Annotated in this window: 13 protein-coding genes; 5 read left to right on the top strand and 8 right to left on the bottom strand. The window is 39.7% G+C overall.

The genetic code is table 11. The features are described from left to right. Window positions 1-106: 106 nt before the first annotated feature. From ABID56_RS09490 to dnaA, 8 genes are all read right to left on the bottom strand, one after another. Complete coding sequence (locus ABID56_RS09490; protein WP_354220573.1) at window positions 107-1,174, bottom strand: HD-GYP domain-containing protein; 1,068 nt, start codon at window positions 1,172-1,174, stop codon at window positions 107-109. Window positions 1,175-1,218: 44 nt separating this feature from the next. Next, entirely contained in the window at window positions 1,219-3,693 is a 2,475-nt protein-coding gene (gyrA, locus tag ABID56_RS09495) for a DNA gyrase subunit A (protein ID WP_354220575.1), read from the bottom strand. Window positions 3,694-3,750: 57 nt separating this feature from the next. Then, the gene (gene gyrB / locus ABID56_RS09500) at window positions 3,751-5,673 is read right to left on the bottom strand and encodes a DNA topoisomerase (ATP-hydrolyzing) subunit B (RefSeq protein ID WP_354220577.1); all 1,923 of its coding nucleotides are present in this window, start codon (window positions 5,671-5,673) and stop codon (window positions 3,751-3,753) included. 41 nt (window positions 5,674-5,714) lie between these two features. Continuing rightward, entirely contained in the window at window positions 5,715-6,002 is a 288-nt protein-coding gene (gene remB / locus ABID56_RS09505; RefSeq protein WP_354220579.1) for an extracellular matrix regulator RemB, read from the bottom strand. An 18-nt stretch (window positions 6,003-6,020) separates the two neighbouring features. Then, window positions 6,021-7,130 (bottom strand): DNA replication/repair protein RecF, encoded by a 1,110-nt coding sequence (gene recF, locus ABID56_RS09510; RefSeq protein ID WP_354220581.1) that lies wholly within the window; start codon window positions 7,128-7,130, stop codon window positions 6,021-6,023. Window positions 7,131-7,148: 18 nt separating this feature from the next. Continuing rightward, on the bottom strand, window positions 7,149-7,370 hold the full coding sequence (gene yaaA / locus ABID56_RS09515; protein ID WP_354220583.1) for a S4 domain-containing protein YaaA: 222 nt from the start codon (window positions 7,368-7,370) through the stop codon (window positions 7,149-7,151). 137 nt (window positions 7,371-7,507) lie between these two features. Next, a complete protein-coding gene (dnaN, locus tag ABID56_RS09520; protein WP_354220585.1) occupies window positions 7,508-8,653 on the bottom strand; it encodes a DNA polymerase III subunit beta in 1,146 nt (381 codons plus the stop codon). Window positions 8,654-8,838: 185 nt separating this feature from the next. After that, window positions 8,839-10,185 carry a chromosomal replication initiator protein DnaA gene (gene dnaA / locus ABID56_RS09525; RefSeq protein ID WP_354220587.1) on the bottom strand — a complete coding sequence of 449 codons (1,347 nt, stop codon included), beginning with the start codon at window positions 10,183-10,185 and terminating at the stop codon, window positions 8,839-8,841. A gap of 689 nt (window positions 10,186-10,874) precedes the next feature. On the opposite strand from dnaA, the gene rpmH reads away from it, so the two are divergent. The 5 genes from rpmH (at window position 10,875) to mnmE (ending at window position 14,630) form a co-directional block, all read left to right on the top strand. Beyond that, complete coding sequence (rpmH, locus tag ABID56_RS09530; RefSeq protein WP_354220589.1) at window positions 10,875-11,009, top strand: 50S ribosomal protein L34; 135 nt, start codon at window positions 10,875-10,877, stop codon at window positions 11,007-11,009. A gap of 125 nt (window positions 11,010-11,134) precedes the next feature. Then, the gene (rnpA, locus tag ABID56_RS09535) at window positions 11,135-11,476 is read left to right on the top strand and encodes a ribonuclease P protein component (RefSeq protein WP_354220592.1); all 342 of its coding nucleotides are present in this window, start codon (window positions 11,135-11,137) and stop codon (window positions 11,474-11,476) included. 91 nt (window positions 11,477-11,567) lie between these two features. Further along, window positions 11,568-12,347 (top strand): YidC family membrane integrase SpoIIIJ, encoded by a 780-nt coding sequence (gene spoIIIJ, locus ABID56_RS09540; RefSeq protein WP_167263027.1) that lies wholly within the window; start codon window positions 11,568-11,570, stop codon window positions 12,345-12,347. Next, a complete protein-coding gene (gene jag, locus ABID56_RS09545) occupies window positions 12,344-12,967 on the top strand; it encodes an RNA-binding cell elongation regulator Jag/EloR (RefSeq protein WP_354220594.1) in 624 nt (207 codons plus the stop codon). The genes spoIIIJ and jag overlap by 4 nt, the downstream gene beginning before the upstream one ends. Window positions 12,968-13,253: 286 nt before the next feature. Then, entirely contained in the window at window positions 13,254-14,630 is a 1,377-nt protein-coding gene (mnmE, locus tag ABID56_RS09550; protein WP_354220596.1) for a tRNA uridine-5-carboxymethylaminomethyl(34) synthesis GTPase MnmE, read from the top strand. Window positions 14,631-14,645 lie beyond the last annotated feature (15 nt).

Below are 14,645 nucleotides of genomic sequence, written 5' to 3' on the forward strand. Positions count from 1 at the left end.
CGCCACCACATCGCCAAAATCAAGAAAATTAAAAATGTGAAGATGGACTTAAACCTTATGACTCGCTATAAAACAAAAGTCACTAGCTAATCACTAGCTAATGACTCTATAAAATCTCATCGATGTATAAATCTTTTTCATCGACGAGATTAATAATGTCTTTATTTTTGTTTAAAAGAATCAACGGGCGTGTCGGATAACGTTCATCTGTAAAAACAATCGTCCCGTAATCGTTATTCGACAACTTCACTTTCGTCCCGTTTCCAAAGTTCACAATACAGCAAACGAGTTCGTTTAACACTTTCATATCTAACTTATTAATGTGATCTTTCCGCATTTCTTCGATGACCTTGTATGGAGATTGTTTCTGACGATACATCCGTTCAGACGTCATCGCATGAAACATATCGGCTACAGCAAGAATACGAGCGAAACGATGCACTTTATCCGACTTAACCCCCATCGGATACCCAGAACCATCTAAACGCTCATGGTGCTGTAACACCGCCATTTTCAGATCTTGGCTGAACGGTTCATCATTTAAAATATGATACGACTCGATTGGATGTTTCTGAATTTGCTCATATTCTTCATGTTTAAGTGAACGATCTTTTAAATATTTATCTTTTTGCGACTTAAGCATGCCTAAGTCAGATAAATAAGCGGCCATGGCAATGTTGTTACGTTCACTTTCTTCATAACCGAGACGTTTCGCTAAGTAAGTTGAAATGACTGCCATCGCAACCATATGATAATACATATACGTCTTCGGATCATTGTAGTGGTGTAATTTTAAGACGACATCACGCTTATCCTCAGCTTTTTGTACGAGTGGTAACACTAACTCACGGATTCCTTTAAAATCAAGCGCCGCTCGTGAACCCCAATTTTCAAACATTAACCGCGTTTCTTTCACAGCATCTACATAATGCTCGAAAAACGGGATTTCTTGAGTATTTTGCTGCTCATCTTCTGATTGTTCTTCTACTTCAAAATCCTCACCCGTAACCAGCTTATTGGCGACTTCAACCTCACTAATGCGGAACTTCTCCAGTACTTGCATATGAACAGGATCCACAACCGTATTACGTGGAATCAATGGGGTGATGGTCAACCCCATGACATCTTTTGTAATTAAACAACCTGGCACCAATTGTTGTGGATGCACTTTCATAACCTAACACCTCATCAAAATATTTAATCCTCAGTCGAGTCCGTTTAGTCTTCTACGTCAACTTCCTCTTCGTTCTCTGTCTCATCGATGTCTTCTTTATCAACGCGCGCAACGGTTGCAACTTCTTCATCTTCACCGAGACGAATCAGTTTGACCCCTTGCGTATTACGACCAATTGTCGAAATCGACTCAGATGGCATTCGAATCAACACACCATCAACTGTCATAATCATGAGATCCTCGTCACCAGTAATTGGTTTAACCGCAACGACATGGCCGTTACGTGGGTTTAATTTGCACGTTAAAATGCCTTTACCGCCACGATTTTGCATACGATATTCGTCTTCTGGCGTCCGTTTACCGTACCCTTTCGATGTCACTGTTAAGACGTCAGCGCCTGCTTCTAGCATATCCATCGAGACGACTTCATCGCCTTCTCGTAATGTGACACCTTTGACACCAGTCGCTGTACGGCCCATCACTCGAACATCATCTTCGTTAAATCGGATTAAAAGTCCATCTTTTGTACCAATTATAATTTGTTTGTCACCATTCGTTAAGCGAACGGAAATCAATTCATCATCATCTCGTAAATTGATCGCTCTTAATCCGCCGCGACGAATATTCGCAAATTGTTCGAGCGTTGTCCGTTTGGAAATGCCTTTTTTCGTCGTAAAGAATAGATACCAGTCATCAACGAATTCTTTCACCGTAATCACTGCATTGACCCATTCGTCTTGTTCAATTTCGATCACGTTGACTAATGGAAGACCTTTAGCTGTACGGCTAAACTCAGGAATTTCATAACCTTTTGTACGGTATACTTTTCCTTTGTTTGTGAAGAATAACAGCGTATCGTGCGTCGATGTCGTCAGTAAATGTTCGACAAAGTCGTCATCATTCGTATTCATCCCTTGAATGCCACGACCGCCACGACGTTGTGTTTTATAGGTGGTCGCTGGAAGTCGTTTGACATAGCCTTTATGCGTCACACTGACGACGACTGTTTCTTCTGGGATCAAGTCTTCATCTTCAATCATATCCATACCACCGACAACGATGTCCGTTTGGCGTTTATCATTGAAGCGTTCTTTTAATTCGAGTAATTCTTCGCGGACGATTTCAAGTACTTTTTGTTCGTCTGCTAGAATCGCTTTTAACTCAGCGATTAATTCCGTTAATTCCTGATATTCATTTTCGATTTTTTCACGCTCTAGGCCGGTTAAACGTTGCAAGCGCATATCTAAAATGGCTTGAGCTTGTTTTTCAGATAGGCCGAAACGTGACATTAATTCATCACGCGCAATATCGGTCGTTTGCGATTCGCGGATGAGTGTAATCACTTCGTCTAAGTAATCGAGCGCCGTTCTTAACCCTTCTAAAATATGGGCACGGGCTTCCGCTTTATCGAGTTCAAATTGAGTCCGGCGCGTAATAATTTCTTTTTGATGCTCTAAGTAATGGCTCAGTGATTGTTTTAAATTCAATACTTTCGGCTGGCCGCCTACGAGCGCTAACATGTTGATGCCGAAAGACGTCTGTAAGGCTGTTTGTTTATATAAATTATTTAAAACAACATTCGGATTCGCATCGCGACGAATTTCAATGACAATACGTAAGCCTTCACGGTCTGATTCATCACGTAAATCTGTAATCCCATCAATTTTCTTATCGCGAACTAATTCGGCGATCTTTTCGATTAAACGGGCCTTATTTACTTGGAACGGAATTTCGTTGACGATAATGCGCGCTTTTCCATTAGCATCTTCTTCAATATCCGCTTTTGAACGAATGGTAATCGAACCTTTACCTGTTTCATAAGCTTGGCGGATCCCACTCCGGCCTAAAATCTCGCCACCTGTTGGGAAATCAGGCCCTTGAATATAACCATCCATCAATTCTTGAATCGAAATATCTGGATTCTCGCTTAAAGCTAATACCCCATCGATGACTTCACCGAGTTGGTGTGGCGGAATATTCGTTGCCATACCAACGGCAATCCCTGAAGCACCGTTGACGAGTAAATTCGGAAAACGAGCCGGTAAGACGACGGGTTCTTTTTCGGTGCCGTCATAGTTATCATCGTAATCAATTGTATTTTTATTAATATCGCGCAAGATTTCCATTGAAATTTTGGACATTCTAGCTTCTGTATAACGCATCGCAGCAGCTGAATCACCATCAACAGAACCAAAGTTACCATGACCATCAACAAGCATATAACGGAAGTTAAAGTCTTGCGCCATTCGAACCATTGCTTCATATACAGCGGAATCACCGTGAGGGTGGTATTTACCGATCACTTCGCCGACGATACGAGCTGATTTTTTGTATGCTTTATCTGAATACATGCCTAAATCGTGCATCGCATACAATATACGACGGTGTACTGGTTTTAAACCGTCACGAACATCTGGCAGTGCACGTGAGACAATGACACTCATCGCATAGTCTAAAAACGAGGTTCGCATTTCTTGACTTAAATTAATTTCTTGGACTTGAGGACGTTCTTGATCCAAAAGTAATTACCTCCCTAACAGAAGAACATGAACGTTATATAACGTTCATGACTCATATTAAACATCTAAGTTTTGTACGTATTGTGCGTTTTGTTGAATGAAGTCGCGTCTTGGCTCAACGTGGTCACCCATTAAGACTTGGAAAACCTCATCCGCATCCATCGCGTCTTCTAAATTGACTTGGAGTAACGTCCGTGTCTCTGGGTCCATCGTCGTTTCCCATAATTGTGATGGATTCATTTCACCTAAACCTTTGTAACGTTGATAGGACACTTTAGGTGACGCTGGCAATTCACTATAAATTCGTTCCATTTCCGCATCATTATACGCATAGTACACTTGTTTACCTTGTGTCATTTTATACAATGGTGGCTGAGCGATATACACGTAGCCGTTTTCGATTAACGGACGCATATAGCGATAGAAGAACGTTAATAATAACGTTCGAATATGCGCGCCATCCACATCGGCATCTGTCATAATCACAACTTTTTTGTATCTCGCTTGAGATAGATCGAATTCTTCTCCAATGCCTGTACCGAGCGCTGTAATCATCGAGCGAATTTCATTATTGGATAAAATTTTGTCTAAACGCGCTTTTTCAACGTTTATAATCTTACCGCGCAATGGTAATATCGCTTGATAATGGCGATCGCGTCCTTGTTTAGCTGATCCACCTGCTGAGTCACCCTCAACGATGTATAATTCACTAATATCAGCATCTTTTGACGAACAATCGGCTAATTTACCTGGTAAGCTCGATACTTCTAATGCACTTTTACGTCGCGTCACTTCACGCGCTTTTTTCGCAGCGATACGAGCACGTGATGCCATCAACCCTTTTTCGACGATTTGTTTAGCGACTTTCGGATTTTCAGCTAAAAACTGTGAAAATTTATCCGCAAAAATATGATCGGTAATCGTCCGTACTTCACTGTTACCAAGCTTCGTTTTCGTTTGACCTTCGAATTGTGGGTCAGGGTGCTTCACAGAAATAATCGCTGTAATACCTTCACGGACGTCATCGCCGATTAAATTCGGGTCGTTTTCTTTATATAAATTATTGCGTCGTGCGTAGTCATTAATCACACGTGTTAAAGCGGTCTTAAAGCCAGATTCGTGCGTACCACCTTCAGTCGTCTGAATGTTGTTCGCAAACGAATATAAGTTACTCGCAAATCCGTCGTTATATTGCAACGCGAACTCAACGGTAATATCGTCCATGTCATTTTCACCGTAAATCGGTGCGTGTAACGCTTGGCGTGTATGATTTAAATGCTCAACATACTCCGAAATACCGCCTTCGAAATAAAATTCTTCCCGTTTCGGATCATCTTCGCGCAAATCTTCTAACGAGATCTGTAGCTTTTTGTTTAAGTAAGCTAATTCACGGGTACGGTATAATAATTGTTCATACGAATATTCTTGTGTCTCGCTAAAAATAGTCGGGTCAGGTTTGAAACGCGTTTTCGTTCCTGTAATATCCGTTTCACCAATGACTCTGACTTCGGCGTCAGGAATACCGCGAGTATAGCTTTGATAATAAATTTGACCATCACGGTGAACGTATACTTCACACTCACTTGATAGCGCGTTCACGACCGAAGCACCGACACCATGGAGGCCGCCTGACACTTTGTAAGAACCGCCATCAAATTTACCGCCTGCGTGTAGCACGGTCATAATGACTTCAAGTGCTGGTTTACCCGCTTTTTTATGCTGATCAACTGGGATACCGCGTCCGTTGTCAATCACGGTAATGCTATTATCTTGACCGATTTGGATATCAATCGTATCACAGTGACCGGCTAATGCTTCGTCAATACTGTTGTCGACGACTTCCCAAACGAGATGGTGTAAACCGCGTTCACTCGTTGAACCGATATACATCCCTGGTCGTTTTCGAACCGCTTCTAAGCCTTCAAGAACTTGAATTTGGCTCGCGCCATAATCGCCTTGTTGTATTGCATTATCTTCCATAGACATTGTCTCACCTTCATTTTCATAATGATCGTTCTACTTTATAAATCCGGTGTTTCATCTGCCACATCGTCAATTCCGTCTAACATGTGTGACAGCTGCGAACGTTTATTTAACGTTGCAACCGATAACGAGCTGAAATAAATATGATCCGTTGTCACTACGATCGCTTTCGGCTCTTCATAGACCACTTCTGTTAAATTGCCATTTTCTCGTTGTTTATCAATCATTTCTTCAATGATTGACGATGAATGATACAAGTTATAATCAATCATCGAAACGACATCCTCCGAACGAACAACGTGTTCATCACCAATATGGATAAACAACCTAAAACCTCACCTTTCTCATGCCAACTGCCCGTTGTGAATATTAAATAGTTTCGCTTGTTCGAGCGTCTCATGATGAATACCATCAACACTCGTTGTCGTCACAAACGTTTGGACTTTACCTTGAATCGTATTAAGCAAATGCGACTGTCTGTGGTCGTCCAATTCACTTAATACATCGTCGAGTAATAAAATAGGGTACTCCCCAACTTCTTGATCGATTAACTCAATTTCAGCTAATTTTAAAGACAACGCTGTCGTTCGTTGCTGGCCTTGGGAGCCATAAGTTTGAACATTACGATCATTTACATAAAACGTTAAATCGTCTCGGTGTGGGCCTACTAGTGTTGTGCCACGCTCTACTTCACGGTCTTCCATCGTTTCATAATGTGTTTTATATGTTTCTATTATCGTTTCCAAATCCGTATCCTCTGATACATCAACTGATGGCTCATACGCAATAGCTAACTGCTCTAATCCTCTACTGATGCCGTGATGGATCGGAACGGCCCAGTCTCGTAATTTGTGTAAAAATCGAAGACGTCTCTCTAATACAATGCTGCCATGTTCTATGAGTTGCTCGGTTAATATGTGTAACATCGTTCTGTCGTGTTGTTTTTGGCGTTGTAAATCTTTTAATAAGGCATTTCGCTGTTTTAAGATCTTTTGATATTGTCCGAGATGATAAATATAAACCGGTTGAATTTGACCGAGCTCCATATCAATAAATTTGCGCCGTTCTTGTGGACTTCCTTTCACTAAGTTCAAATCTTCTGGGGCAAACATGACGACGTTTAAAGAGCCAATGTAATCACTCAACCGTTTCTGTTCGATATGATTGAATTTGGCCTTTTTACCCTTTGCAGAAAAAATAACTTCAAGCGGGAAGGTTCGATTTCGTTTAAAGATACTACCTTTTATTTTACCATATTCTGAGTCCCATTTTACTAATTCTTTATCTTTTGATGTGCGATGTGATTTCGTAAACGCTAACACATAGATCGCTTCCATCAAGTTCGTTTTACCTTGCGCATTTTCACCAATAATGACATTGATTTGCCGGTCAAACTGTAAAGATAATGAATCGTAATTACGATAATGTTCAACTGTGATATTTTCAATATGCATCATGAGACTCCTAGGTCGTTATTCTTCTTTCGTCACAACGAATGTGCCGACGTCTTCAATTTCTACTTCATCATTAACTCGCAACTTACGGCCGCGACGCTGATCTTGTTCACCGTTAACGTAAACAGCAAAGTCTTGTAAAAACAGTTTCACCATACCGCCAGATTCCACGATATTCGCCAGCTTAATAAACTGACCTAATGTTATTTCATCCGTTTCGATTGCTATTGGTTCAGCCATATCGTCACCCTAACTTTTTTTATACCTCGTAGAATTTCCCTAACTATATATTTTACTAAAAATTTGCCGATAAGAAAAGAAAACTGAGCCGTAGAGTTCAAAGTTCTCTATTAGCTCAGTCAAATAGGTGGATTTAATTAATATGTTCTTACTGGTGTAATGAGTTGGAGAATGTGTTCAGCATCATCAATCGGTTCGATAATAAACGGTCTCATCGCCCCTGTGAAACTGATTTTGACTTCGTCAGCGTCGATCGCTCTTAATGCATCGATCATATATTTCGCATTAAACGAAATTTTCAAATCTTCACCTGAAATAGAATTCGTTTGTAACACTTCTTCCGCTGTTCCGATTTCAGGTGAGTTACTTGAAATTTCGATTTTATGTTGATCTTGCGTCATCAGTTTTACGATATTATTGCGGTTATCTTTCGCTAATAAACTAGCGCGATCGATCGTTTGCATTAAGTCTTTCGCATTAACTTGGACTTCTGTTTTGCTTTGATCAGGAATTAAACGCGATGTTTCTGGATAATTTCCATCGAGTAAACGCGATAAGAAGAATAAATGTTTTGTTCTAAATAAAATTTGGTTATCAGAGACACTAATCTGAATCGATTCTTGTGATTCATCTAGAATTTTATTGAGTTCCCCTAAACTTTTACCTGGAATGACGATGTTTTTAAACTCGATTTGACTAGTATCTTCATCCATCGCAATTTGGCGTGATGCTAAACGGTGACTATCAGTTGCGACTAATTCAAGTTGATTATTTTCAAGTTTAAAATGAACCCCTGTTAAGACGGGACGCGTTTCTGATGTTGAGACAGCAAAATTCGTTTGGCGAATTAATGTTTTCAGTAAGTCAATTTGAATATGAAAACTATTTTCTGTTTCAAGCAACGGTAATTGTGGATATTCTTCAGGGTCTTGGCCATTTAATTTAAATTCCGCTTGCCCAGATCGAATTAAAATATTGAGATCATCATCTGATTCAATTTCGACGGTATCGTCTGGTAGTTTTTTAATAATGTCTGGTAAGAATTTAGCTTGAACGACGATTTTTCCTGGGGTTACATCATGAATGTGAACAATCCCGTCTTCTTCTTTTGGAATAATGGATTCGATTGTGATATCTGAATCGCTTCCTGTTAATTTTACTTCTTCATTTGTGGCTTCGATTTTCATTCCTGATAAGACTTGGATCGTTGGTTTAGACGAAATAGCTTTCATGACGTCTTGAATGCTGTTCATTAATTGGTCGCGGTTAATGACGATTTTCATAAGCGCCTCCTCATAATTACATGTCTATTATTTATTTTGTTTAAATAAAATTCGTCATAATACTAGTAGGGCATGTGGATTTGTGGAAAACTGTCGAAAAGTCATGATACGTTCAGTTATCCACATGTGTATATCTTGTTCTTAAGGTTGTTACCTCTATCCACAATGTTCACAATTGATTTTTATTAATGCGATTTAATTTGTTCGGTTAAATCATCAATTTCTCGTTGTAATTGAATATCATCGGCCATCATTTTGGAGATTTTTTCGTGTGCGTGAATGACGGTTGTATGATCGCGTCCACCGAATTCTTCGCCAATTTTTGGTAATGAAAAGTCCGTTAGCTCGCGTGTAAGATACATTGCGATTTGACGCGGGAATGCGACTGATTTCGTCCGTTTTTTCGCTGCAAAATCTTCGAGATGGATGTTAAAACGATTGGCGATGATTTCTTGAATGCCTTTGATCGTAATTTCTTTCGGTTTGGAATGCGGGACGATATCTTTTAACGCATCAGCTGCAAGCGACGCATTAATGTCTTCATTAACCAAAGACGAGTACGCTACAACGCGTATTAAGGCACCTTCTAGCTCACGTATATTCGTATCGATTTGATTCGCGATATAAAGCATCACTTCATTTGGAATATCAAGCCCGTCAGCTTTTGCTTTTTTGCGTAATATAGCAATACGCGTTTCCAAATCAGGCGGCGTAATATCTGTAATTAATCCCCACTCAAATCGTGAGCGTAAGCGATCCTCTAATGTCGGAATTTCTTTTGGCGGACGATCACTGGAAATGACGATTTGTTTATTGTCTTCATGTAACGAATTAAATGTATGGAAAAATTCCTCTTGCGTTTGTTCTTTTCCAGCTAAAAACTGAATATCATCAATTAAAAGCACGTCCACATTACGGTATTTGTTACGAAAATCAATGGTCCGATTATCACGTATCGAGTTAATAAATTCGTTCGTGAATTTTTCAGATGACAAATAAACAACTTTCGCATCGGGATTGTGTTCGATGACATAATGTCCGATCGCATGCATTAAATGCGTTTTACCTAAGCCAACACCACCATAGATGAATAGTGGATTATATGCTTTGGCGGGTGCTTCTGCAACGGCGAGCGATGCTGCATGGGCAAAACGGTTGCCTGATCCAATCACAAATGTATCAAAAGTGTATTTAGAATTGAGCATCGTTTTTGAGTCTTGTTCATTGGATTTTGGTTCGTTCATTTTTTTCTTAGGTGGTTCGATATCTTCTTCGGATTCGTTCGTTTCAGGAATGACGAACTTCGGTGTTAGTTGAGAACCGGTAATACTATAAACGGTTTCTGAAATTAAGTCAGCATAGCTATTATCTAACCAGTCACGTGCAAATTCATTAGGTGCTGTAATGTAGATAACATCACCTTGAATTGACTTCGCTTCCGTTGATCGTAGCCATGTATCAAAACTTGGTTTGCTCACTTGCTTTTCGAGTTCTGTAAGGGTTTCTTTCCAGATATCAGCGATGTTTTGCAACCAATGACACATCCTTTCTGTGATGCTAATGATGAAAAAAAGAATGTGGATGATTTAATACGATGTATATCGGTTATTATAACATTTATCGACAACATCCACATTATTGTGCATAACATTAAAAACAGTATGTGTATAGTTATACACAACGTATCCACAGTCTGTGGAAAACGTGTGTTTGGTTAATGAGTTATCCACGAGAAAAACACTATCATCATATCAAATTACACCACTAGTTGCAATGGATTTAGCAACTTATCCACATTAACAACAAAAACCTTTACAATTCTTATCCACAACCGTGAATGGTGTGGGTGGAATCTGTTTTGTGGTGTGGATAGTTAAGTATTCCATAATAAGAATTAAACATAGGGTGTGGATAAATGGATGTGGCAATTGAAGCTGAAGTTATACAAAAATGAGACAGAAAATAAAAGGTGTGTTTAGCAAATGTAAAAGCTGCTTGAAGGATGTGAAGAAAATGGATCAGAGAGATAAATGAAAGGTAAACATTACGATATTACGACAACATGTAAGGAAAAGATTGAGTTTTAATCTTTATTTGAGTTATCTTCAGACATGCGTTATAATGTTTATTGGTTTGTCTATTGACATTCAAGGGAATAATTTTATATACTAATTTGGACTGCTTATTGAACGTGTAAGTTTGTCACTAGGAGGTGTAGAATATGAAGCGCACTTATCAACCAAATAAACGTAAACGCAACAAAGTGCATGGCTTTCGCGCACGTATGGCTACGAAAAACGGCCGTAAAACATTAGCGCGTCGCCGTCGCAAAGGTAGAAAAGAACTTTCTGTCTAGACCACTGAAGATTGATCAGTGGTCTTTTTTCTAGTTTTCTTTTAAATGACCAGATATTCATTGGTACACGGATCGACCTACCAATATAAATCATAGAGATGTGTCCACAGTTGGGATGATGATGTTTGAAAAAAGCTTATCGTGTGAAAAAGAATGAAGAGTTTCAGGCGATTTTCAAATCTGGTGAGTCCTTTGCCAATCGACAACTCGTTATTTATTCATTAAAGAAAGAAGGACAATCTCATTTCCGTGTCGGTTTTTCAGTAGGGAAGAAAATAGGTAATGCAGTAACGCGTAACCAAATTAAACGTTATTTACGTCAGGCATTCACTGATTTAGAACCTTATATTAAACCTGATTATGATTATATTATTATTGCCAGAATGCCGACTCGTGAGATGGGCTATCATGATATTAAAAGCAGTTTACAACATGTTTTAAAGAAAACGAAAAAAATTCGTCACTAAAAAGTCTAATAAATTGTAGTATCACTTATGGAATAATGCTAAAATACGTTTAGTAAAATAGCTTTTCTTTGTTTAGAAAGATAGGAGGAACATGAAAGTGAGTAAAAGATTATTACTCATCGGTGTATTAATTGCCATGACAACCTTACTATCGGGTTGTTTTAATATTGATGAACCGATCACATCAGAAAGCGAAGGAATTTGGAATAGTTTCTTTGTTTATCCTTTATCGTTTCTCATCACATATATTGCTGAAGATATTTTCAATCATGGCTTCGGTTTAGCGATTGTGATTGTAACGATTTTATTAAGAACATTAATCTTACCATTGAACATTAAGCAATTGAAATCAACACAAGCGATGCAGATGATACAACCTGAATTACAAGAAATCCGTGAAAAGTATTCATCTAAAGATGCTGAAACACAGCAAAAATTACAGCAGGAAACGATGTCGTTATTCCAACGTCACGGTGTAAACCCATTAGCAGGTTGTTTACCGATCTTTGCACAGATGCCGATCTTAATCGCATTCTATCATGCGATCTCTAGAACAGAAGCAATTAGTAATTATGGCTTCTTGTGGTTCCAATTAGGTGATCCGAGCCCGATATTAGCGATTATTACATCCGCAACAACATTTGCGCAGCAGAAGATTATGATGTCAGGCTCATCAGCTGGCGATAATCCGCAGATGAAAGTCATGCTGTATGTTTTACCAGTTATGATTGGTGTATTCGCATTCTTCTTCCCATCAGCATTAGCACTGTACTGGGTTGTAGGTAACTTCTTTATGATTGCTCAAACATTATTAATTCGTAAACCAATGATGCGTGAATTCGAAAAAAATAATGGAGGATCGAAAAAGTGAGAGAAATAACGGCGAGTGGTCAAACAGTAGAAGAGGCAAAGCAACATGCACTTGATCAATTAGGGTTAACCGAAGATCAAGTGACAGTTGATGTGATTGAGGAAGGTAAAAAAGGAATACTCGGTGTTTTCGGCGCTAAGAGCGCGTATGTGAAAGTTCAAGAGAAACAAGATTTAATCTCAGACGGTCAAACGTATTTAAAACAAATGATCGATCAAATGGGTGTTGCGAACACAGATGTTCTCGTTCATCAAGATGACGATAATATTACGTACGAGCTAGTCGGAGATGACATGGGACAACTGATCGGTAAGCGTGGCCAAACGTTAAATGCGTTACAATATTTAACGAGTTTAGTCGTTAATCAGCATCACGGTGTACATTACACAGTCGTTGTCGATGCTGAAGGTTACCGTGCTAGACGTCATGAGACATTAGAACAATTAGCACAAAACTTAGCGAAGAAAGCATTGCGGACGAAGGAAGATGTTTTCATCGAGCCAATGCCTTCGTATGAACGGAAAGTCATTCACACAGCTCTTCATGACCACAGCGGTGTTTCAACTTACTCAGACGGACAAGATCCTAATCGAAGAGTCGTGATTCGCCCGCATTCATAAGCGGATTAGTAAAAAGTAGCTAACCTCATTACTGGGGTTAGCTACTTTTTTGGGTTTGACGCAAGATAACGCTTGATTGATTCAAGGGATGCCGAGTTTGAGTCAAGCTGTTTCTTATGTGGTGCAAGCTTGTTTGTGTTTGAATCAAGAACGGATAAAAGTGAGTCAAGAGAGCCTTACGAGACGACGGGAATCCAATTTTGACCAGTTAGTATAATTCTTTTCTTTTGACTTGATTTGTGTTATTGTTTTAAGTTAGGAAATTGATGCGAAAGGGGTGAAGGTCATGGAACAAGATACGATTGCAGCGATCTCCACACCGCTTGGCGAAGGGGCGATTGCGATTGTTCGTTTAAGCGGTGATGAAGCATTAGAGATTGCGAATCATGTTTTTTCACATAAAAATTTAACCGACGTTACGAGCCATACGATTCATTATGGTACACTCGTTGAGCCAGAAACAGCCGATAAAGTCGAAGAAGTCATGGTTTCCGTTATGAAGGCACCGAAAACCTTCACCCGTGAAGATATCGTCGAAATTAATTGTCACGGCGGTATGGTCTCTGTGAATCGAGTGTTGCAGCTTGTCTTACGACATGGCGCACGATTAGCGGAACCAGGTGAATTCACAAAACGCGCCTTTTTAAACGGACGCATTGACTTATCACAGGCTGAAGCGGTGATGGATCTCATTCGTTCAAAAACGGACCGAGCAATGTCACTCGCTTTAAAACAAATGGACGGTCGACTATCGCAATTAATTCGTGACCTCAGACAGCAACTGATCGAAACAGTGGCACATGTCGAAGTGAATATCGATTACCCGGAATACGACGATGTCGAAGAGATGACGAATGAGCTATTAAAACAGCGCGCGCAATACGTTAAAGGCGAAGTGCAATCGCTACTCCGGACCGCAAAACAAGGTAAAATTTTGCGCGAAGGTATCGGCACAGCGATTATCGGTAAGCCGAATGTCGGCAAATCATCATTGATGAATATTTTAGCGCATGATGATAAGGCGATTGTGACAGAAATTCCAGGGACGACACGTGATGTCATCGAAGAATATGTGAATGTGCGTGGGGTTCCGTTACGACTGATTGATACAGCTGGTATTCGCGAAACAGAAGATATCGTCGAAAAAATCGGCGTCGAACGGTCACGACAGGCACTTCAAGATGCGGATCTTATTTTACTCGTCTTAAATGGAAATGAACCGTTAACAGAAGAAGACCGTGCGCTATTCGAAGCAGCGCGTGATTTAGATGTCATCGTCATCGTGAATAAGACCGATCTAGAACAACAAATTAATATGGATGATGTAAATGAGGTGGCTCAAGGAGCGCCTGTTATTACAACATCCTTAATTGAAGAACAAGGCATTGACGAACTCGAACAAGCGATAGCCGATACGTTTTTCGACGGTGAAGTCGACCAAGGCGATTTAACCTACGTATCGAATGTGCGCCATATTCAACTGCTCGAGCAAGCACAAGACGCGTTGAATGATGCATTAGAATCGTTAGAGATGGATATGCCATTAGATCTTGTTCAAATAGATATTACGAGAACGTGGGAATTACTCGGTGAGATTATCGGTGAAGACGTTAGTGATTCATTGATTGATCAGTTATTCTCGCAGTTCTGTTTAGGAAAATAATAGAAGGAGGTAATC

It is taken from the genome of Alkalibacillus flavidus (genome assembly GCF_040545925.1).
Lineage (GTDB): Bacteria > Bacillota > Bacilli > Bacillales > Alkalibacillaceae > Alkalibacillus > Alkalibacillus flavidus.